This window comes from Cohnella terricola (assembly GCF_007786475.1).
Lineage (GTDB): Bacteria > Bacillota > Bacilli > Paenibacillales > Paenibacillaceae > Cohnella > Cohnella terricola.
The window spans coordinates 180,905-201,137 of the sequence record NZ_VNJJ01000005.1; the positions used below are offsets into that span (position 1 = coordinate 180,905).

The window sequence follows — 20,233 nt, forward strand, 5'->3', positions numbered from 1 at the left end:
ATGCGAAATAGCGGGCTTCCGGCCCGCTTTTCTTTATTGGCGGACGATGATCGGCTATTCAAGAGAGGTGACGAAGATGAGTTCTCCGATCTCCGGAAAAGGAGTTCCGCCGCTTCATCGGTGGACTCCCCGAGCGCTGTATATTCACATTCCTTTTTGCACGAATAAGTGCTTTTATTGCGACTTTAATTCATACGTCGCCGCAGGGCAGCCGATCGATGCGTATTTGGACGCGCTCGAGAATGAAATGAAACAAACGGTCGCCGTGCTGCCTCCGGAAGCGATCGAAACTGTATTCGTCGGAGGCGGTACGCCGACGGTGCTTTCGCCAGATCAAATGGCCCGGTTTCTCGCTTCGGTGAAAAAACATTTTCCACTGGCGGACGGGGCGGAATTTACGATGGAGGCTAACCCTGGCACGACGGACATGGACAAATTGGCGGCGATGCGCGAAGGCGGCGTTAACCGGATCAGCTTCGGTGCGCAGTCGTTCGACAACGGCTTGCTCGCCGCGATCGGGAGAATCCATGCCGCAGACGATGTCGTTCGCAGCATCGCGAACGCGAGAGCGGCCGGTTTTACGAATCTGTCGATCGATCTCATGTTCGGCTTGCCGAACCAGACGCTCGAACAATTGCAGGATAGCGTCGCCAAAGCGCTGGAGCTCGATCTGCCACACTATTCCCTGTACGGGCTTAAAGTAGAAGAAAATACGCTGTTCCACCGGCTTTACCAGCGCGACGAGCTTCCTCTCCCAGAAGAGGAAGAGGAGGTTGCAATGTATGAATATCTGATGGGACGTCTCGGAGAGGCCGGCTACCGTCATTATGAAATCAGCAACTTCGCCAAGCCCGGATACGAAAGCCGTCATAACACCACTTACTGGCATAACGAGCCTTATTACGGGCTGGGAGCGGGCGCTCACGGCTATGCGCTAGGAGAACGGCATATCAATATCAAAGGCGTCCAGCCGTACATCGACGCGGCGAACAAAGCGCTGCCCCGATTGGATAAAAGCGACGTAAGCGTTGAAGAAGCGATGGGCGACTTTATGATGGTGGGATTGAGGTTGCAGGAAGGCGTCACGCAGGCCGACTTCGCCAAACAATTCGGCGGGCCGAAGCTGGACGATGTCTACGGCCAAGAGCTGAATAAGCTGATCGGCCAAGGTTTGCTGGAGAAGACCCCAGACGATGGTTACCGCCTGACAGCCCGCGGTATATTGCTCGGCAACGAAGTGTTCGGAGCTTTCGTGTAACGGTTGAGCTGCTGCGAACATCATTGTATAGGGGCGTTAAAAACAGTTTCTTGGACGGTACGAATTGTACCTTGTAGGTTCATTCCTTTTGTTGTATATTTATTCATAAATATTCAACGTACAGAGAGAAGGAATCGTTATGTCTGTCATCTGCCGCAATGCGCTGACCGAGGACGTAGAAGCGCTTTTTGAACTTATAAAAGGGTATGCCGAGAAAGGCATTATGCTCCCGCGTTCCCGCGAAGCCCTGACCCGCAGTATCGATACGTTTATCGTGGCTGAGGATGAAGGGCGACTGATCGGCTGCGGCTCGCTATGTCAACTTGGCAGCGATCTCGTGGAAATTCGTTCGCTCGGTATCGCGGAAGGCTATAAAGGCCAAGGAATCGGAAGTCGACTAGTCGACGCGCTGATCGAGGAAGCGAAGATCCAGGGCATTCCGAAAGTGATGGCATTGACATACGAAGCGGCCTTCTTCCAGAAGAACGGTTTTGTGATCGTCGAGAAAGAAATTTTTCCGGAAAAAGTGTGGACGGATTGCGTGAATTGTCCTAAGCAGCATTGTTGCGACGAGATTGCGGTCGTTCGGGTCATCGCGCCGATCCCGGAGAACGAGAAAGTGACCTACGCCCAAATATAATCGTTTAAAGCCGAATCAGGCCAATTGGAGCCAAATCGAGCCGGAACGTCCTTGACACGACCGCCCTCGGTTTGGTATTTTTGTATTATCCGTTAGCACTCGACGCATTGGAGTGCTAACGAATCAAAAAGCGGTAAAACGAATAAGGAGGAGATTCGGATGCTGAGCGAACGGCAGCGGATGATTTTGAATGCGATTATCGACGATTATATTCGTTCCGCGGAACCGGTCGGATCGCGGAGCATTTCCAAGCGTGGCGATGTTTCTTTCAGTCCGGCCACGATTCGCAATGAGATGGCGGATCTGGAAGAAATGGGCTTGCTGGAGCAGCCGCATACGTCTGCCGGCCGAATCCCTTCCATTAAAGGCTACCGCTATTACGTAGATCACCTCGTTAAGCTTGGCGGCGTAGGGGATCAGGACGTCCGCACGCTTCGCACCTTTTTCGCGGAGAAGATGAACCGCTGGGAAGGGATCGTCGAGCATGCGGCCACGATATTGTCCCAAATGACCAATTACACCTCCATCGTTCTCGGACCGGAAATGTTTCACACGACGCTGAAGCATTTTCAACTCGTTCCGATTAACGATGTTTCGGCGGTTGCCATCATCGTGGCGAACACCGGTCATGTCGAGCATCGCACGATTACGATTCCGGACGGCGTCTCAATGGACGATATGACGAAAACCGTTAACCTGTTGAACGAAAGGTTGGCGGGCGTTCCTTTTTACAAAGTCAAATCCGTCCTTCACAGCGAGATCGCCAAGGAACTGAGCCGGTACGTGGAACATTGCGAGGATATTCTGTCTCTTCTGGATCAAACCATTACGGAAGAACAGGAGCCGAAAGTGTATTTAAGCGGAGCATCCAATATGCTCACCCAACCCGAATTCAAAGACGTGGACAAAGCAAAGACCATTCTGGAAATGCTGGAAGAGACGCAGATGCTCATGCAGCTGTTTCAATCCAATTCCGACGGAATTCAAGTGAAAATCGGCACGGAGAACTCGCTGGAAGCGATCAATCATTGCAGTCTGATCACGGCTACGTACTCCTTTGACGGACAATCGCTTGGTACGATCGGCATATTGGGGCCAACCCGAATGGAGTACGGAAAAGTCATTAGCCTGTTGGATTATCTATCCAAGGACATCGCCCAATTGATGAGCCGTTGGCATAAGTAATAGGCTGTATAGCCCCCGCTAGCGGGTGGTACGGTAAGGAGGTGAATCGTACATGAGTACGAATGAAACGAAGGAGCAGGTTAATATGGATGAGCGCCAAGAGGACGTAATGGAACAGGAATCGGAAGTAAACGAAACATCTGCCGCGGGCAACGAACAGCCAACTGCGGAAGAGGTTAGCGAGGACAACGCTCGTGTCGCCGAGCTTCAGCGCCAGGCGGACGATCATTATAACCGTTATTTGCGCACGCAGGCCGACTTCGACAATTTCCGTCGCCGCTCGACTAAGGAAAAGGAAGAACTCGCACAGTACGCTTCGATGAAGCTGATCACGCAATTGTTACCCGTTATGGACAATTTTGAGCGGGCGTTCCAAGCCGGAGGAGAAGGCGCGGATAGCAGCTTCGCCAAAGGCGTGGACATGATCTATCGCCAGTTCACGCAAGTGATGGATGCGGAAGGTTTGCAGCGGATGGAAGCGGAGGGCCAGCCCTTCGATCCCGAATATCATCAGGCGATCATGCGCGTGGAGAGCGAGGATCACGAGGAAGGTATCGTGGTCGAAGTCGTTCAAACCGGGTATATGTTAAAGGATAAAGTCATTCGTCCGGCAATGGTTAAAGTTAGCGGTTAATCCGTTCTTAGCCCGGTCGGTTTAAACAATCGCGCACTTATTTAAGGGAGGAACACAAGCCATGAGCAAAGTAATCGGAATCGACCTTGGTACAACCAACTCTTGCGTAGCGGTAATGGAAGGCGGCGAAGCCGTCGTTATCCCTAACGCGGAAGGAAATCGCACGACCCCTTCGGTCGTCGGATTTAAGAAAGACGGGGAGCGCGTCGTCGGCGAGACGGCCAAGCGCCAAGCGATTACAAACCCGGACCGTACGGTTAGCTCTATTAAGCGCCATATGGGTACGACTCATAAAGAAACGATCGAAGACAAATCTTATTCCGCTCCCGAGATTTCGGCGATCATTCTGCAGAAGCTGAAAGCCGATGCTGAAGCATACTTAGGTCAATCTGTTACGCAAGCGGTTATTACCGTTCCTGCATACTTTAATGACAGCCAGCGCCAAGCGACGAAAGACGCGGGCAACATCGCGGGTCTAGAAGTGCTCCGGATCGTTAACGAACCAACTGCGGCAGCGCTGGCGTACGGATTCGAGAAACAAGAAGACCAAACGATCCTCGTATTCGACTTGGGCGGCGGTACTTTCGACGTCAGTATTCTCGAGCTTGGAGACGGCTTCTTCGAAGTTAAGGCGACGAGCGGGGACAATCACCTCGGCGGCGACGACTTCGACCAAGTGGTTATGGAATGGTTGTCCGGAGAGTTCAAAAAAGAACATAGCATCGATCTGCTGAAAGACAAAGCAGCCGTTCAACGTCTGAAAGACGCTGCGGAAAAAGCGAAGAAGGAACTTTCCGGCGTCGTCTCCACGACGATTTCCTTGCCGTTCATCACCGTCGTTGACGGAGTTCCTCAGCACTTGGAGCTTAACCTGAGCCGCTCCAAATTCGACGAACTGACGGCAAACCTGGTCGAACGCACGATGGCGCCTACCCGCCAAGCGTTGTCCGACGCGGGCATGACGGCGTCCGATATCGACAAAGTCGTTCTCGTCGGCGGTTCCACGCGGATTCCGGCCGTTCAGGATGCGATCAAGAAGCTGACCGGCAAAGATCCGCACAAAGGCGTTAACCCGGACGAAGTCGTTGCTCTCGGCGCGGCTGTTCAAGCCGGCGTATTGACAGGCGAAGTTAAAGACGTCGTTCTGCTTGACGTTACGCCTTTGTCGCTCGGAATCGAAACGGCGGGCGGCGTCTTGACGAAGATGATCGACCGCAACACGACGATCCCGACGAGCAAATCGCAAGTGTTCTCCACTTACGCGGACATGCAGACGCAAGTCGAAATCCACGTCCTGCAGGGCGAGCGCGCAATGGCGAAAGACAACAAAACGCTTGGTCGCTTCGTTCTGAGCGAGATTCCGGCTGCGCCGCGTGGCGTGCCGCAAATCGAAGTTACGTTCGACATCGACGCGAACGGTATCGTTAACGTCTCCGCGCTAGACAAAGGCACGGGCAAAACGCAAAAAATTACGATCACTTCCTCCGGCGGCTTGAGCAAGGAAGATATCGAGCGCATGCAGAAGGAAGCAGAATTGCACGCTGAAGAAGACAAGGTGCGCCGCGAGCTGATCGAGGCCAAGAACAGCGCCGACCAATTGATCTATAGCGTGGACAAAACGATTAAAGATCTTGGCGACAAAGTCGACGCGAGCGAGATCGAGAAAGCGAACGCGGCGAAAGAGAAGTTGACAAGCGCGGTTGCTTCCGATAACCTTGAACAGATCCAAAAGGCGACTGAGGAACTGACGGAAGTCGTGCAACAGCTTTCCGTCAAGCTCTACGAGCAAGCGGCCCAAGCTGAGCAGGGGCAAGCTGATCAAGGTCAAGCCGACGCGGGCACAGGCCCAGCGAGAGACAACGTAGTCGACGCTGATTACGAAGTCGTCGACGAAGACAAGAAATAAGCTTATTCATGCAGAATAAATCGAAAGTCAAAGTTGATGCCGCTTCGGCGGGATCGCTTTGACTTTCCTTCATGAGGAGGTGGAGAAGTGGCCGACAAAAGAGATTATTACGAGGTGCTAGAGCTCGAGAAGAACGCCTCCGCGGACGATGTAAAAAAAGCGTATCGCAAGCTGGCGAGGCAATATCATCCCGACGTCAACAAAGCACCGGATGCCGAAACGAAGTTCAAGGAAGTCAAAGAGGCTTACGATGTTCTGAGCGATGATCAGCAGCGCGCGCGCTACGATCAATACGGGCATCAGGATCCTAACGCGGGTTTTGGAGGTTTCGGCGGTGGCGGCGCGGATTTCGGCGGCGGCTTCGGCGATATTTTCGATATGTTTTTCGGTGGCGGCGGCCGGAGGGATCCGAACGCTCCGCAGCGGGGGAACGATCTGCAATACACGATGACGATTGAGTTCAAGGAAGCGATCTTCGGCAAGGAAACCGACATTACGATTCCGCGCACGGAAACTTGCGATACTTGCCACGGCAACGGCGCCAAGCCGGGAACGAAACCGGAAACGTGTTCGGTGTGTCACGGCTCGGGTCAACAGGAAGTGGCTCAGAACACGCCGTTCGGCCGAATCGTCAACCGTCGTGCCTGCTCCGCGTGTTCGGGCAGGGGCAAGATCATCAAAGAACGTTGCGGCACTTGCAGCGGCAGCGGACAAGTGAAGAAACAGCGTAAAATCCATGTCAAAATTCCTGCCGGCGTCGATGACGGCGCTCAACTCCGCGTAAGCGGGGAGGGCGAAGGCGGAGTGCGCGGGGGACCTTCTGGCGACCTTTATATCGTGTTGAGGGTCAAGTCGCACGATTTCTTCGAGCGGGAAGGCGACGATATTTACTGCGAGATTCCGCTGACGTTCGCGCAAGCGGCGCTCGGGGACGAGATCGAGATTCCGACCTTGACGGAGAAAGTCAAGCTGAAGATTCCCGCGGGCACGCAGACCGGAACCTACTTCCGCCTCAAGGGCAAAGGCGTTCCGAAGCTGCGCGGCTACGGCCAAGGCGATCAGCAGGTCAAGGTAACTATAGTTACCCCGACCCATTTGAGCGACGATCAGCGCGAATTGCTGCGCGAGTTCGCTTCCAAAAGCGGCGAGGCCACGCACGAGCAGAGCAAAAATATTTTCGAGCGAATGAAACGCGCGATTTTGGGAGAATAAATCACACATCGAAACCGTCCGAATCTTCGGACGGTTTTTTACGCTAAACAAAAAACGTTAATTGAACCAGACCATCAACCAAGGCGCGAGACATAGCGTGATCAAAGCGGTGAACAGCATCGCGATGCCTGCGACGGAGCCGGTTACGGCCCCGTATTCAAGCGCTTTGCTGATTCCGGCGGAATGTGCGCTTGTTCCGAATAATATGCCGCGCGCGACCGGATGGCGAATGCGGCACCACTTGACGACCAGAGGGCCTGCGATCATCCCGAGCAATCCCGTAACCAAAGTCGCGACGGCGGTAATCGTAGGTAAGCCTCCGATCATTCCCGACACCGTTACGGCAATCGGCGTCGTCGCCGATCTTGGCACCAGGCTATCCATGACTTCCGGCGACAACCGCATCATTCGGGCCATTCCCACGGAAGTCACGATGGCGGCGAATGTTCCTCCGCCGACTCCGGCTAAGATAGCCGCGGCGTTCTTTTTCAACACGTCCAAGTGTTTATGAAGCGTGACGGCTAGCGCGATCGTGGCGGGCTCGATCATTTCCGAGAGCCAGTGGGCTCCTTTATCGTAACTTTTGAATGAAACGCCGCTTATTTCGATGACCGCGATCACGACGATCGGAGAGACGAGCAGGGGCGTGAGGTAGGTTTTGGGGAAGCGGGCGTACAGCATTTTCGAAGCCAAATAAACCGCGACCGTGAAAACGAGCCAGAACATTGCCGATAACATGGGCACTTAATCAGCTCCTTTCGCGCCGCGCGAAGCCAACTTTTGGCTGACAAGACCGGCGCACGCCATGACGATCAACGTACTTAGAACGATCGTCCCCATGATCTGAATTCCGCTGCTTAAGACGAGTTTCTTATAATCGATAATGCGGATCGTTGCCGGAATAAAGAACAGCAGCATTTCCGCGAGCAGCCATTTTGAACCGAGATCGACCCAATTCGGTTTGATCGCTTTCGCGCGAAGCAACGCGAACAGAATCGCAATGCCTAACAAACTTCCCGGCACGGGAAGATGCGCGTATTGTACGACCACATCCGAGCCTTTGGCTAGAAGCACGAAGAAAAGCACCTGAGCGAACGCGATCATTATTTTTTTCATTTGTTTTCTCCATCTCCTTCAGACTTTAAGTATACGAGCATTAAGATTATGCGTAAAATGAATAAAAGGAATAGTTTTCATTCCGAATAGCTATGTAAGAGGTGGCTTATGGAAATCAGACATTTGCAAACCATCATTGAAATCGTACGCCGGAACAGCTTTACGGGAGCCGCGGAAGCTCTGCATGTTACACAGCCGACGATCAGCAAAACGATTCGCAATTTGGAGCGCGAGTTGAATGTCGAGCTGTTCGTCAGGGATAGCAAAACGGTAAAACTGACCGATGCGGGAGAGACGATCTTACGTCATGCCGGAGCTATTCTTCAGTCCTTCGACCTGTTAATGACGGAGTTAAATGACCTGACTTATTTGAAGCGGGGAACGATACGGATCGGATTGCCTCCCATGGCGGGCTCGAGTTTCTTCCCGGTCGTGATCAAAAGGTTTCAAGAGCGTTATCCGGGCATTGCGATCAAGCTGGAAGAGGAGGGAGCGACGAGAATCGTCGAAGGAATTTCGGACGGTACGCTGGATGCCGGAGTCGTGCTGCCTCCGTTCGACGAGGAGAAGTTCGACTCTTTTCCGCTCGTAAAGGAACGGCTTAAACTCGTAGTCCCTCCATCGCATAGAATGGCCGGGCGGCAAAGCGTTAATCTTGGCGAATTGTCGGAGGAGAGGTTCATTTTGTTCAGCAGAGAGTTTGCTCTTCACGGTATCATTAACCGGGCGTGCGAGTCGATGGGGTTTTCTCCGCGGATCGTGTACGAAAGTTCGCAGTGGGATTTTATCGGCGAGATGGTCGCTTCGGACTTGGGAATATCGATGCTTCCAGATACGATATGTCGCTTGTTGAATCCGGACAAAGTACGCGCGATCGAACTGGTCGATCCGGTCATTCCTTGGCATCTGGCGATGGTTTGGAAACGGGAAGGGTATCATTCGTTAGCGATTCGGGAATGGATCCAATTTACGCGGGCGCAATTCGCTGAATAAGCCATCCTTATATTGAGAAATCTATGGGAATCATAGCGATGCGGTTTTACGTGCATTGCTCCCTAGGGAGGATAACTTAATGGCAAAACATAATGAAGAACAACTGCCCATCGGTTCGGCCGAGGATGTTGAATATTCCGAAGAACTTGCGGATCGCGACGACCAAGTCGCACAACAGCGCGCCGAAGCAGCGGATCGGCGGGCCGTTGCCGATGAGAGGGAGTGATAGCGTTGGAGATGCAGTCCTTGCAGGCGGGGTTCGCGAATCAAGATCAAGCGGAATCGGTAATCCGCAAGTTATCCGCGCTTAGAGGCGACTGTTTTCGGCTGGAACGGGCCGGCGGCGTCAAAAACGCAAACTTCGAGTTTGCAGGGGAGCTGGGGGCCTCGTCCAAGGTAATGGCTGCCGAGTTTACGTTGGCTGTCAACATCCCCGCTGCCGCCGTAGAACAAGCCCGGACCGTCATTATCGGAGCCGGCGGACAAATGATGTAGATCGGGTCGTACGTCTCATAGGTTTCTCAATGTCGGCACAGCGTTCGCGCTGCGCCTTTTTCGTTATCTCTTCTGCAGCCATTATCCCATTTGCTCAGAATGTTGCAGTGAAGTACCTTTTAAGCGCCTCTCTTTGCCGGTATCCCCTTGGTTCAGAACCCGTGACATCCCATCGCTCATGACTTCGCCGGTATCCCCTTGGTTCAGAACCGTGACATCCCATCGCTTATGCCTCTGCCAGTATCCCCTTGGTTCAGAAATGTGACATTCAATCGCTTATGCCTCTGCCAGTATCCACTTGGTTCAGAACCCGTGACATCCCATCGCTCATGCCTTCGCCGGTATCCCCTTGGTTCAGAACCGTGACATCCCATCGCTCATTCCTCTGCAAGTATCCCCTTGGTTCAGAAATGTGACATCCAATCGCTCATGCCTTCGCCGGTATCCCCTTGGTTCAGAACCCGTTACATCCCATCGCTCATGCCTTCGCCGGTATCCCCTTGGTTCAGAACGCTACAGCCACCGTCCAGAAGCTACGATTCTAACGGAAGCCGTAGCTGCTATTTAAGACAAATTCACGTTTTTCATAATCTAAAGGATGCCAGAAACCTTATTCGGCCTTCGAAAGCTATAAACCATGCCTTTTCGAGCCAATAACGGCTTCTCGTTCCGTTAGAATTTATGCCGGCGGATTTTCGGAATAATAACGGCTTTCGCTTCCGTTAGCATCCGTGTGCACGGTGCGGTCAACTAATTTTGATCGGCATCTACGAGCCAGCGTCTGGTTGAAGTCGAATTCCAAAGTATCCCGGTCATGTTCTGAACCTAAGGGATAATGGGCATAGAGAGCCGCATCATGCTACTGATCGAAAGGGATAATGGGCGTAGAGGACGGGAATGGAGTGTAAAAACGCGAGCTTCCTGATCGAGGGGGATAATGGCCGTAGGGAAACTGTACGGGGTAATCGATGTGATGTGAACTGAGCGAAGGGAATAGTGGAGATCGACTGACTGAAGGGGATAATGGCCATAGCAGAAAACGCGAGTATTTATTTTGCTCCGATAAAACAGTACGTGTATAATGGATTTCATTGAGCAGCAAGGGAGAGGAACAGATTTGCGGTGGCATGAAATTACCGTTCTGGCGGCGGAATCATCCCAGGAAATGGTGACCCATTATTTGACGGAACTTGGGGCCGGAGGCGTCTCGGTCGAGGAAGCGTGGTCGGCGGATAAGCCGAGGGACACGAAATACGGAGAGCTGTATGATACGCCGCTTAACGATATTCGTCCGGGATACGCGCAATTTAAAGCTTATTTTTCCGAGGATAACGATATGGAACCGATCGCGGAACAGCTTAAAGAGCTGCTCGCCGGTTTGCCGGAGTTCGGATACGACGCGGGAGAGTTTACGATTGAAGTGGGCTCCGTTCACGAGGACGACTGGGCCAACGCGTGGAAGCAATATTTTAAACCGGTTGCGATTACGGAACGATTGGTTATTAAACCGACTTGGGAAGAATACGAGCCTGAAGGTGATGAACTCATTATCGAGTTGGATCCCGGCATGGCCTTCGGAACGGGAACCCATCCGACGACGGCGTTATGTCTTAAGGCGCTCGACAGCGCGATTACCGGAGGAGAGCGGATTATCGACGTCGGAACGGGTTCGGGCGTTCTCGCGATCGGAGCGATGAAGCTCGGCGCGTCGAAGGTGCTGGCTCTTGACCTAGATCCGGTAGCGATAAAATGCGCGCAAGAAAACATCGATCTTAACGGATACGGGCAAGACGTGGAAGTCAGACTCAGCGATCTGCTCGGCGTGCTGCAGGAGAACAACGCGGAAGCTAGTGTCAAACCTCCCGTGGATCTTGTCGTCGCCAACATTTTGGCGGAAATTATTTTGCTCTTCATTGCGGACGTCATGGACGTTCTTAAGCCGGGCGGGCTCTATATCGCTTCGGGCATATTCAAAAACAAAGAAACAGCCGTGGAAGCGGGGCTGCTCGCCGCGGGTTTCGAGATTATCGATGTATTGCGGCAGGAAGATTGGGTTGCGTTCGTAGCCGGTAAACCGAAAGGGGGAGACGAGTGAACTTATTCTGGTTTCCGATCGAACATTTGCCGGTCATTATCCTGATCATGTTGGTTGCTTTCAGTGTGCATGAATTCGCGCATGCTTGGACGGCTTGGAAGTTCGGGGATGACACGGCTTACCGCGAAGGTCGGGTTACGCTTAATCCGCTTGCCCATCTGGATTGGATCGGAATGCTGTTCCTCGTCATCGCTGGCTTCGGTTGGGCGAAGCCTGTGCCGGTCCGTCGCAGCAGATTCAAGAACCCCCACCTGATGAATATTATCGTTACTGCGGCAGGGCCGGTAAGCAATCTGCTGCTCGCGTTTTTGCTTTTGCTGGTCGTGGATGTGCTGCATGCGTTTCATGTGATCGACAATTTCTCGAACCAGTTTTTTATTTTTATTCTCTATTGGATTTCAATTAACTTGGCTCTCTTTTTATTTAACCTTATTCCGTTGCCGCCGCTTGACGGATATCGGATCATCGAAGAGTTTCTGCCGATAAGAATCCGAATCAAAATCCAGGAAATGGGGCAATGGATCACGTTCGCGTTCCTGCTGATCGTGTTTGTTCCTCCTCTCCGCAGTGCGACGATCGGTCAACTGATGAGTTTAAGAGGGCCGCTTGTCCATGGCATGACGTGGATATTGGATAAGCTGTTCGCTTTCGGCGGAGGCAGTCTTGCGAAGGACTGGCTCCAGTATGTGAAGTGGTAGCGAAAATAGCTCGAAAACGGTATGATGAAGGTTGGAACTAAAGCGGGAGGCATGGAGAGATGCAGCGTTATTTTGTGCCGGAGGCGCAGATGGGCGACAGCGCCGTCTCGCTTACCGGAGAAGACGCGCGGCATGCGGCCGCCGTCATGAGATCCAAGCCTGGAGATCTTTTTATTGCCTGTAACGGTCAAGGACGCGACGTGATCGCCAAAATCGTGTCCGTGGATAAAGATAACGTGCAAGCGGACATCGTGGAACAATTGCCTTCGAGCGCGGAGATGGCCTGGAGGGTCGCGGTCGCGCAAAGTCTGCCCAAGGGAGACAAGTTAGAGATCGTCATCCAGAAAGGAACTGAAGCGGGAGCAGCCGAATTCATCCCCTTCCTATCGAAGCGGACCGTCGTGCAATATGATGAGCGCAAGGAAGCGAAACGGCTCGAGCGTTGGCGTAAGATAGCCAAAGAAGCGGCGGAGCAGAGTCACCGAAGCGTCGTTCCGCACATCCGCGAGGTGAACTCGTGGAAAACGTTGCTGCAGCGGTTCGCCGAATACGATTTGGTGCTGTTCTGTTACGAAGAACAAGGGCGTACCGGCAACGGGCTGCGGGATCTGTTGGCGGAGTTTAAGCGAGATCTCCCGTCCGGCCAACCGCGGGTGATGGTCGTTATCGGTCCCGAAGGCGGATTTGCCCCCGAGGAAGCGGAAGCGGCGCTCGCCGCCGGAGCTAAGCCGATCGGCCTGGGCCGAAGAATATTGCGGACGGAGACGGCCGCGCTGTACGCGCTCGCCTGTCTCGCTTACGAGTCCGGAGAGTTAGGAGGAAATTAAATATGCCTAGCGTGGCATTCTATACGCTTGGATGCAAAGTTAACTTTTACGATACCGAAGCGATCTGGCAGTTGTTCAAGAACGAAGGGTACGAGCAGGTTGACTTCGAGCAGACGGCGGATGTTTATTTGATCAATACGTGTACGGTGACGAACACCGGCGACAAAAAAAGCCGACAAATTATTCGGCGAGCGGTTCGGCGAAATCCGGACGCGGTGATCGCGGTAACGGGCTGTTACGCGCAAACATCGCCGGCGGAGATCATGGCGATCCCCGGCGTCGATCTGGTGATCGGAACGCAGGATCGCGAGAAGCTGATGTCGTTTGTCTCCGATATTCAGAACGATCGCAAGCCGGTCAACGCCGTGCGCAACATTATGAAAACTCGCGAGTTCGAAGAATTGGACGTGCCGAGCTTCACGGAGAAAACGCGCGCGTTCCTGAAAATCCAGGAAGGCTGCAACAACTTCTGTACGTTCTGCATTATTCCGTGGTCCCGCGGGCTGTCCCGCAGCCGCCAACCGGACAGCGTGCTGGAACAAGCCCGTCAACTCGTCGCTGCGGGTTATAAGGAAATCGTCCTGACCGGCATTCATACCGGCGGTTACGGGGACGACCTCGAGAACTACCGGCTCGCCAATCTGCTGGCCGACCTTGACCGTATCGACGGTCTCGAACGGATTCGTATCAGTTCGATCGAAGCGAGTCAGATCGACGATAAGATGATCTCGGTCCTGAACAGCTCGCCGAAGATGTGCCGCCATTTGCATATTCCGCTTCAAGCGGGCGATGACGACATATTGAAGAGAATGCGCCGCAAGTATACGACCGACGAATTCGCGGACAAAATCCGCCGCATTCAAGAAGCGATGCCGGGCGTGGCGATCACGACAGACGTCATCGTTGGGTTCCCGGGCGAGACCCAGGAGCAGTTCGAGAGCGGCTACCGCTTCATGGAAGCGATGAAATTCGCGGAAATGCACGTATTCCCTTATTCGAAGCGGACCGGGACGCCTGCGTCGCGCATGGACGATCAGGTAGATGAAGAAATCAAGCACGAGCGGGTGCAGCAATTGATCGACCTGTCGGAAAAAATGCAAGCTGATTACGCTCGCGAATGGGTCGGACGCGTCGTGGAAGTCATTCCGGAGCGTGACGGCAAAATGCTTCGCGAGCCCGGCAGTGTCGCCGGCCGTGCCGATAACTATTTGCAGGTCGTGTTCAAGGGGGATACGTCCCTGACCGGCAAGCTCTGCCGCGTCCGGATTACCGAAGCCGGCGTGAACGAATGCCAAGGCGAGCTTCTGGAAGTCGTAGAAGCATCCGCAAGCAAGGTTGCCTTGCAAGCCTAAAGCCGCAGACCGAAGATTTCATCGCAATGAAGGCATGCGCAAGCTTCCGCCTTGCGGTGAAATCTTTTTTTCATTCTAGGAGATTTTCGCGATCGTGAAGAGAGGGGATTTCGCAATATGCATAAGGAAATATCGGCCGGAGGCGTCGTCTATCGCCGTTTGAACGGTCGGCTCGAGATTCAACTGATCGAGGACCGGTTCGGGCGAATGACACTCGCAAAAGGGAAGATGGAAGCCGGCGAGACGATCGAGCAGACCGCGCTTAGGGAAATTCTCGAGGAGACCGGCGTCACGGGAAAAATCGAGGCGTCTCTTCAGGTAATCTCCTACGTATACGAGCATGACCGGTTAGGAACCGTGCAGAAGGAAGTGCACTATTATTTGGTCGAAGCCGAGGAGGGCCGTCTGCAGGCGCAACTCGAAGAGATCTCAGGAGTCGCTTGGTACGAGCCGACCGAGGCTTGGCGACTTCAGCGTGATTCCGGCTACGACAACAACGACGAAGTGCTTCGTCTCGGGCTCGAGAAACTTGGAGTAGCGATTGCTTAAGCTGCGTCGGGAGTCCTGCGATGCCAAAGAGGCAAGTAAGCGATTGGCAGCGCGATCAAGGAGCAGAGGACGTTAAAGATCGTCTGGGCATGAGCGATCTGCGCGGACGGGTCGTTCGGGGCGAACAAGGCCGACGCTTCGTGCAGCGCTCCGATCAGTGGATAGAAGAGCAACGCGCCACCTACGTTCAGGGCAAGCTGCGATAAAGCGACGAAACGGCCGCCGGTTCCGCCTCCGAGCGATGCGACGAGTCCCGTGAAACAGGTTCCGACATTGGCGCCGAGAACGATCGCGATGCCGGCTTCGGGGGAGATGGCGCCGGCGGCGGCAAGTCCCATGCACATGGCGATGACGGCCGCACTGGAATGAATAAGCGACGTAATGACGGCTCCACCGAGCACGCCCCATAGCAGATTGTCGTACGTTCGGCTCATTAATTGTTCGAAATAACCGTTTTCCCGGAGTGCTGGACCGATGCTTTGCAGCAGCTTAAAACCGACGAGCAGCAAGCCGAAGCCACCGAACGCGACCGATGCGTAACGAAACCAGACGAAATGTCCCGGACTTGCGGCAGCGTCACGCATTTCGTTGAGGACGTACGTAGCCGCCCATCCTGCAGCTCCGGCAAGAAGAAAATAAATACCGTACCGATGCAGTTGCAGGCTGATCAGCTCGGTCGTAAAACAGGTTCCAACGTTCGTGCCCAGAATGATGCCGAAGCTTCGGGATAACGTGAGCCATCCGGCGTTGACGAAGCCGATCGTCAGGACGGTTACGGCCGTGCTGCTCTGCAATAATGCCGAGGCTGCCGTGCCTACGACGAATCCTCTTAGCGGCGTGGCGGTCGATCGGGCCACCCAGGAGGTGAGCCGGTGTCCCGCCCAACGCTGCAAGGAAATTTCCATCACCTTCATGCCGGCTAACAATAGCGCGAATCCGAGTATGGACGGGATTATCAAACTGGCTATCATATTGCCACCCCCTCTTAACCCTATGCAAAATCAGGACAAGTTTATGATCGGATAAGGAGTGATCGTCAAGTGAGCAGTCAAGCGGCGATATGGTTAAATAAAAGCAGGCGTACCCGCCTGGAAGAAGGACACCCCTGGATTTACGCGAACGAAATTGCTAAGACGGAAGGGGAGCCGACACCCGGGCAGCTCGTAGAAGTGCGCGATCACCGCGGACAGCTGCTCGGAACGGGCTACTGGAACCCGGCTTCGCAGATTACGGTGCGAATCGTAGCATACGAGCCTTTGGAGGCGATGGATGCGGCATTTTTCCGCGCTAGATTCGAACGCGCGGCGGCTCACCGCTCGCGGTTTCTGGGGGAAGGCGTCTCTTGCCGGCTCGTATACGGAGAGGCGGACTTTCTGCCGGGTCTCGTCGTCGACAGATTCGACGACGTCTTGGTCGTGCAAGTGCTCACGCTCGGTATGGAGATTGCTAGAGAAGCTTGGCTTCCGGCTCTGGTCGTGGTATTCGCTCCCAAGGGCGTATACGAACGAAGCGACGTAGGCGTCCGTACGTTGGAGGGGCTTGAGGAAAGAACGGGCGTGCTTTACGGAGAATGCCCTAGACATATCGAGATCGTGGAAAACGGCCTCAAGGTTCAAGTCGATATTGAAGGCGGGCAAAAAACCGGCTACTTCTTCGACCAGCGGGAGAACAGGGCCGCGATCATGCCGTTGATCAAAGGCTGGGGGACGAGAAGCGGAATCCGGTTAGAGCGTCGGGAGTCGGACAACGGCGACATTCAAACAGTGCCCGTAAACGAGAAAGGCAACGTCGTCACATTCCCTTATTGGGATGGGGCGACGGTGCTCGAGTGTTTCGCGCATACGGGGAGCTTTACGTTGCATGCTTGCGATTACGGCGCGAAGAAAGTGACTTGCCTTGATATTTCCGAGCATGCATTGCAGACCGCTCGCCATAACGTGGAGATTAACGGTTTCGCCGATCGCGTGGAATTCGTCGCGGCTGATGCTTTCGAATACTTGCGCGAGCAGGTCGCTGGCCGGGACGAGCGGCAAGCGAGAGCTAACGCCAAGGCGGCCGGAGCCAAGGTAGATACGTCCAAGCCGCTATCCTCCGAGGGCAGAACCTGGGATGTAATCATACTCGACCCTCCGGCGTTCGCCAAAACGAAACGCTCGGTAGATGGGGCTCGCCGCGGATACAAAGACATTAATCTGCAGGCGATGAAGCTGCTGAACGAAGGCGGATATTTGGTTACGGCCAGTTGCTCTTACCATGTGAAGCCGGAGCTGTTTCTGGAATCGATTCAGGAAGCGGCCAAAGATGCGGGCAAAATCATTCGGCGCATCGAATGGCGCGGCGCTGGCAAAGACCACCCTCAGCTTGCGGGCGTCGAAGAAGGCCATTATTTGAAGTTCGGCATTTTCGAGGTGCGCAGCCGCAAGGATATTTAGATGTTGCGGACAGCTGATGCATATTGTTAAGAAAGTGTTAGCAAAATATCAGATCGATTCCCTCCATTTCTGGAACATTTCTAACGCCTCTCGATTATCTTTATCGTATAGGTGCTGAAACGGAGGGTTAGGCATGGTGCATGAAGTCTTTCTATTCGGAAAAAGAGCGGTTCCTCTGGAAAACAGGGCGAAAGCGCTGAACAGCCGAAACCGATTCAATACCCGGATGCGGGCGATGGCGGACGATTTGGAGTTTCGAAGGCGTTGGAAACATGTCAGCTTTATCGAGCTCTGGTCGGATGCCGCAATTTTCCAATATGATGACGGCACGAAGTGGTATATGAATATATCGTAAAAGCAAACGTCAGGAGAAAATCCTGGCGTTTTTTGTTGTCTTTTAAAACCCTAATCGAACAAATTTCGACCTCGTTATGATAGGAATTTGTCCCAAATTGTTAGAAATTGCCCCTATTTAGTTCGATTTTCCTCTCTACAATGGAAGGTGTAACCAGAATTCAAATTTTTTGTCGATTTACTTAGGTCTTTCTACTCGGTGAGTCGAATTTCTTAAAGGAGGTGAAGGTGAGAATCGCATTTCGTTTACAGCAGATATTCAGTAAAGCTAATGAGGAGAGGTGTATGATTTAATGGTACAACGCGGGTTATCTATTCGAAAAGGAAGTATCATCGTATTGCTTGCAGCTCTTATTCTATCAATGATTTCCTCGACAGAATTCGGCATTCAGAGGGCGAAAGCGGCATCATCCTACAAGGTAGTTGGCTATTACCCTGCATGGGGCGCATACGGAAGAAATTATAATGTCACAGATATGGATGTAAGCAAAGTCACCCATATCAACTATGCATTCGCGGATATTTGTTGGAACGGTATTCACGGAAACTCGGATCAGACGGGGCCGAATCCGATGACTTGGTCCTGTCAGGACGAAGTGGGCACGATCAACGTTCCTAACGGCACGCTCGTGCTCGGCGATCCGTGGATCGACGCCCAGAAGTCGTTCGCCGGGGATACCTGGGACAAGCCGATCAAAGGGAATATCGGGCAATTGATCAAGCTCAAGCAGTCGAATCCCCATCTGAAAACGATCATTTCGGTCGGCGGGTGGAGCTGGTCGAATCGGTTTTCAGACGTCGCAGCCAGCGAGACTACACGGGAGACGTTCGCGAACTCTGCGGTCAACTTCTTGAGAAAATATCAATTCGACGGAATTGACCTCGATTGGGAGTATCCGGTTGGCGGGGGATTAGCGGGTAACAGCGTAAGGGCGGCTGATAAGCAAAATTATACCCTTCTACTACAAAAAGTCCGTGAAAAGCTCAACGCGGCTGGAATCGTGGATGGTAAAACGTATTTGCTTACCATAGCTTCTAGCGCAAGCCCGACGTTCGCACAAAATACGGAGCTCAGCAAAATCGCTTCGATTCTCGATTGGATCAACATCATGACCTACGATTTCAACGGAGGCTGGCAAAACATAAGCGCACATAATGCTCCTCTGTATTATGACCCGGCCGCAGCCTCGGCAGGCGTTACGAACGCTTCTACCTTTTACGTGGCGGCAGGCGTTCAGAGCCATTTAGATGCCGGAGTTCCGGCAAGTAAAATTGTGCTCGGCATGCCGTTCTACGGACGCGGCTGGGCGAATGTCGGAACAGGCAACAACGGGCAGTACCAGATTAGTTCAGGTCTCCCAGCCGGTACTTGGGAAGCCGGCGTGTTCGATTATTCCGATCTTGAAGCAAGATATATTAATAAGAATGGGTACACTCGTTATTGGAACGATACGGCGAAGGTGCCATACTTGTATAACGCGTCCAATCGTACTTATATTTCTTACGACGATGCCGAATCTTTCGGACATAAAACCGCGTTCATTAAGAGTAAAGGGCTCGGCGGCGCGATGTTCTGGGAGTTCAGCGGGGATCGCAACAAGACGCTATTGACGAAGCTCACCAACGACTTATCCAGCGGATCTGGAAATGTAGACACGACTCCTCCGACAGTTCCGGGCAATCTCCGTTCGACAACGAAAACATCGACTAGTGTAAGCCTTGCTTGGGATGCTTCGACCGACAACGTCGGCGTGACCGGTTATACGGTTACTTACGGCTCCACGAACGTCAACGTTTCGGGAACGAGCACGGTGATCAGCGGACTTTCGCCGAATACGTCTTATACGTTTACAGTGAAAGCGCGTGATGCTGCCGGTAACGTATCAGGGGCAAGCAATGCGGTAACCGTTATTACAGAGCAGGCTCCGGTAGATACGACTCCTCCGACGGTTCCAACGAATTTGCGAGTAACCGGTCAAACATCCTCCAGCATTAACCTTGCCTGGGATGCTTCGACCGACAACGTCGGCGTGACCGGTTATACGGTTACTTACGGCTCCACGAACGTCAACGTTTCGGGAACGAGCACGGTGATCAGCGGACTTTCGCCGAATACGTCTTATACGTTCACGGTTAAGGCCAGGGATGCGGCGGGCAACGTGTCGGACGGCGCTTCGATTACGGCGGTGACCGAAACAAGCGGTGATAATAATATTGCCCCTTGGGCTCCGAACACCAGCTATAAAGTGAATGACCTGGTTACCTACGAAGGGAAGACGTATTATTGCATTCAGGCTCACACGACTCTCGTAGGTTGGGAGCCACCGATCGTTCCTGCTTTGTGGGGATTAAAATAAGGAAACAAGAGGCTGTCCCGTATGTGACGTATGGGCAGCCTCTTTTCTATCAGGTTCAATGCTTAACCCGAGGGCAGGTACTTTAATAGAGTGCTCTCTCGGGCTCTTTGCGATTCAGTTACTTATATAT

Annotated in this window: 20 protein-coding genes; 17 read left to right on the forward strand and 3 right to left on the reverse strand. The window is 53.2% G+C overall.

From position 1 onward, the window contains the following. The first annotated feature begins 76 nt into the window (after positions 1-76). The 6 genes from hemW to dnaJ all read left to right on the forward strand — a co-directional run bounded on the left by hemW (position 77) and on the right by dnaJ (position 6,835). Positions 77-1,258, forward strand: a complete 1,182-nt coding sequence (hemW, locus tag FPZ45_RS10785) for a radical SAM family heme chaperone HemW (RefSeq protein WP_144701133.1) — start codon at positions 77-79, stop codon at positions 1,256-1,258. A gap of 139 nt (positions 1,259-1,397) precedes the next feature. Continuing rightward, positions 1,398-1,898, forward strand: a complete 501-nt coding sequence (locus tag FPZ45_RS10790; protein WP_144701135.1) for an N-acetyltransferase — start codon at positions 1,398-1,400, stop codon at positions 1,896-1,898. A 159-nt stretch (positions 1,899-2,057) separates the two neighbouring features. Beyond that, on the forward strand, positions 2,058-3,083 hold the full coding sequence (hrcA, locus tag FPZ45_RS10795; protein WP_144701137.1) for a heat-inducible transcriptional repressor HrcA: 1,026 nt from the start codon (positions 2,058-2,060) through the stop codon (positions 3,081-3,083). 52 nt (positions 3,084-3,135) lie between these two features. Further along, positions 3,136-3,717: a nucleotide exchange factor GrpE gene (grpE, locus tag FPZ45_RS10800; protein ID WP_144701139.1), complete on the forward strand. Its 582-nt coding sequence runs from the start codon at positions 3,136-3,138 to the stop codon at positions 3,715-3,717. Between the two features lie 61 nt (positions 3,718-3,778). After that, positions 3,779-5,623 carry a molecular chaperone DnaK gene (dnaK, locus tag FPZ45_RS10805; protein WP_144701141.1) on the forward strand — a complete coding sequence of 615 codons (1,845 nt, stop codon included), beginning with the start codon at positions 3,779-3,781 and terminating at the stop codon, positions 5,621-5,623. A gap of 87 nt (positions 5,624-5,710) precedes the next feature. Continuing rightward, positions 5,711-6,835 (forward strand): molecular chaperone DnaJ, encoded by a 1,125-nt coding sequence (gene dnaJ, locus FPZ45_RS10810; RefSeq protein ID WP_144701143.1) that lies wholly within the window; start codon positions 5,711-5,713, stop codon positions 6,833-6,835. A gap of 57 nt (positions 6,836-6,892) precedes the next feature. Here dnaJ and FPZ45_RS10815 read toward each other — a convergent pair whose 3' ends face one another. Both FPZ45_RS10815 and FPZ45_RS10820 read right to left on the reverse strand, forming a co-directional pair. Then, positions 6,893-7,573, reverse strand: a complete 681-nt coding sequence (locus tag FPZ45_RS10815) for an LrgB family protein (protein ID WP_144701587.1) — start codon at positions 7,571-7,573, stop codon at positions 6,893-6,895. Positions 7,574-7,579: 6 nt separating this feature from the next. Continuing rightward, a complete protein-coding gene (locus FPZ45_RS10820) occupies positions 7,580-7,951 on the reverse strand; it encodes a CidA/LrgA family protein (RefSeq protein ID WP_144701145.1) in 372 nt (123 codons plus the stop codon). 108 nt (positions 7,952-8,059) lie between these two features. Between FPZ45_RS10820 and FPZ45_RS10825 the strand changes: the two genes are divergently transcribed. The 8 genes from FPZ45_RS10825 to FPZ45_RS10860 all read left to right on the forward strand — a co-directional run bounded on the left by FPZ45_RS10825 (position 8,060) and on the right by FPZ45_RS10860 (position 14,960). Continuing rightward, positions 8,060-8,944: a LysR family transcriptional regulator gene (locus FPZ45_RS10825; RefSeq protein WP_144701147.1), complete on the forward strand. Its 885-nt coding sequence runs from the start codon at positions 8,060-8,062 to the stop codon at positions 8,942-8,944. Positions 8,945-9,023: 79 nt separating this feature from the next. Next, positions 9,024-9,170, forward strand: a complete 147-nt coding sequence (locus FPZ45_RS10830; protein WP_144701149.1) for a YfhD family protein — start codon at positions 9,024-9,026, stop codon at positions 9,168-9,170. 5 nt (positions 9,171-9,175) lie between these two features. Further along, positions 9,176-9,439, forward strand: a complete 264-nt coding sequence (locus FPZ45_RS10835) for a hypothetical protein (protein ID WP_144701150.1) — start codon at positions 9,176-9,178, stop codon at positions 9,437-9,439. Between the two features lie 1,117 nt (positions 9,440-10,556). Next, complete coding sequence (gene prmA / locus FPZ45_RS10840; RefSeq protein WP_144701152.1) at positions 10,557-11,534, forward strand: 50S ribosomal protein L11 methyltransferase; 978 nt, start codon at positions 10,557-10,559, stop codon at positions 11,532-11,534. Continuing rightward, entirely contained in the window at positions 11,531-12,232 is a 702-nt protein-coding gene (locus FPZ45_RS10845) for a site-2 protease family protein (protein ID WP_144701155.1), read from the forward strand. Before prmA ends, FPZ45_RS10845 begins: the two co-directional genes overlap by 4 nt. A gap of 59 nt (positions 12,233-12,291) precedes the next feature. Beyond that, entirely contained in the window at positions 12,292-13,059 is a 768-nt protein-coding gene (locus tag FPZ45_RS10850) for a 16S rRNA (uracil(1498)-N(3))-methyltransferase (protein WP_144701157.1), read from the forward strand. A gap of 2 nt (positions 13,060-13,061) precedes the next feature. Beyond that, positions 13,062-14,411, forward strand: a complete 1,350-nt coding sequence (mtaB, locus tag FPZ45_RS10855; RefSeq protein ID WP_144701159.1) for a tRNA (N(6)-L-threonylcarbamoyladenosine(37)-C(2))-methylthiotransferase MtaB — start codon at positions 13,062-13,064, stop codon at positions 14,409-14,411. A 117-nt stretch (positions 14,412-14,528) separates the two neighbouring features. Next, a complete protein-coding gene (locus FPZ45_RS10860) occupies positions 14,529-14,960 on the forward strand; it encodes an NUDIX hydrolase (RefSeq protein WP_144701161.1) in 432 nt (143 codons plus the stop codon). Here the strand turns inward: FPZ45_RS10860 and FPZ45_RS10865 are convergent. After that, the gene (locus FPZ45_RS10865) at positions 14,957-15,931 is read right to left on the reverse strand and encodes a Na/Pi cotransporter family protein (protein WP_144701164.1); all 975 of its coding nucleotides are present in this window, start codon (positions 15,929-15,931) and stop codon (positions 14,957-14,959) included. The genes FPZ45_RS10860 and FPZ45_RS10865 overlap by 4 nt on opposite strands. Before the next feature lie 69 nt (positions 15,932-16,000). Between FPZ45_RS10865 and FPZ45_RS10870 the strand changes: the two genes are divergently transcribed. The 3 genes from FPZ45_RS10870 to FPZ45_RS10880 all read left to right on the forward strand — a co-directional run bounded on the left by FPZ45_RS10870 (position 16,001) and on the right by FPZ45_RS10880 (position 20,103). Next, positions 16,001-17,392 carry a class I SAM-dependent rRNA methyltransferase gene (locus FPZ45_RS10870; protein ID WP_144701166.1) on the forward strand — a complete coding sequence of 464 codons (1,392 nt, stop codon included), beginning with the start codon at positions 16,001-16,003 and terminating at the stop codon, positions 17,390-17,392. Positions 17,393-17,525: 133 nt separating this feature from the next. Further along, the gene (locus FPZ45_RS10875; protein ID WP_144701168.1) at positions 17,526-17,747 is read left to right on the forward strand and encodes a hypothetical protein; all 222 of its coding nucleotides are present in this window, start codon (positions 17,526-17,528) and stop codon (positions 17,745-17,747) included. A gap of 292 nt (positions 17,748-18,039) precedes the next feature. Beyond that, positions 18,040-20,103, forward strand: a complete 2,064-nt coding sequence (locus FPZ45_RS10880) for a glycosyl hydrolase family 18 protein (RefSeq protein ID WP_144701170.1) — start codon at positions 18,040-18,042, stop codon at positions 20,101-20,103. Positions 20,104-20,233 lie beyond the last annotated feature (130 nt).

Coding starts and splice junctions, on each gene's coding strand:
- mtaB (WP_144701159.1), top strand. CDS start 13,062: ATGCCTAGCGTGGCATTCTATACGCTTGGATGCAAAGTTAACTTTTAC.
- grpE (WP_144701139.1), top strand. CDS start 3,136: ATGAGTACGAATGAAACGAAGGAGCAGGTTAATATGGATGAGCGCCAA.
- FPZ45_RS10880 (WP_144701170.1), top strand. CDS start 18,040: ATGGTACAACGCGGGTTATCTATTCGAAAAGGAAGTATCATCGTATTG.
- FPZ45_RS10820 (WP_144701145.1), bottom strand. CDS start 7,951: ATGAAAAAAATAATGATCGCGTTCGCTCAGGTGCTTTTCTTCGTGCTT.
- FPZ45_RS10850 (WP_144701157.1), top strand. CDS start 12,292: ATGCAGCGTTATTTTGTGCCGGAGGCGCAGATGGGCGACAGCGCCGTC.
- FPZ45_RS10830 (WP_144701149.1), top strand. CDS start 9,024: ATGGCAAAACATAATGAAGAACAACTGCCCATCGGTTCGGCCGAGGAT.
- dnaK (WP_144701141.1), top strand. CDS start 3,779: ATGAGCAAAGTAATCGGAATCGACCTTGGTACAACCAACTCTTGCGTA.
- FPZ45_RS10790 (WP_144701135.1), top strand. CDS start 1,398: ATGTCTGTCATCTGCCGCAATGCGCTGACCGAGGACGTAGAAGCGCTT.
- hemW (WP_144701133.1), top strand. CDS start 77: ATGAGTTCTCCGATCTCCGGAAAAGGAGTTCCGCCGCTTCATCGGTGG.
- FPZ45_RS10865 (WP_144701164.1), bottom strand. CDS start 15,931: ATGATAGCCAGTTTGATAATCCCGTCCATACTCGGATTCGCGCTATTG.
- FPZ45_RS10825 (WP_144701147.1), top strand. CDS start 8,060: ATGGAAATCAGACATTTGCAAACCATCATTGAAATCGTACGCCGGAAC.
- FPZ45_RS10860 (WP_144701161.1), top strand. CDS start 14,529: ATGCATAAGGAAATATCGGCCGGAGGCGTCGTCTATCGCCGTTTGAAC.
- FPZ45_RS10815 (WP_144701587.1), bottom strand. CDS start 7,573: ATGTTATCGGCAATGTTCTGGCTCGTTTTCACGGTCGCGGTTTATTTG.
- hrcA (WP_144701137.1), top strand. CDS start 2,058: ATGCTGAGCGAACGGCAGCGGATGATTTTGAATGCGATTATCGACGAT.
- FPZ45_RS10875 (WP_144701168.1), top strand. CDS start 17,526: ATGGTGCATGAAGTCTTTCTATTCGGAAAAAGAGCGGTTCCTCTGGAA.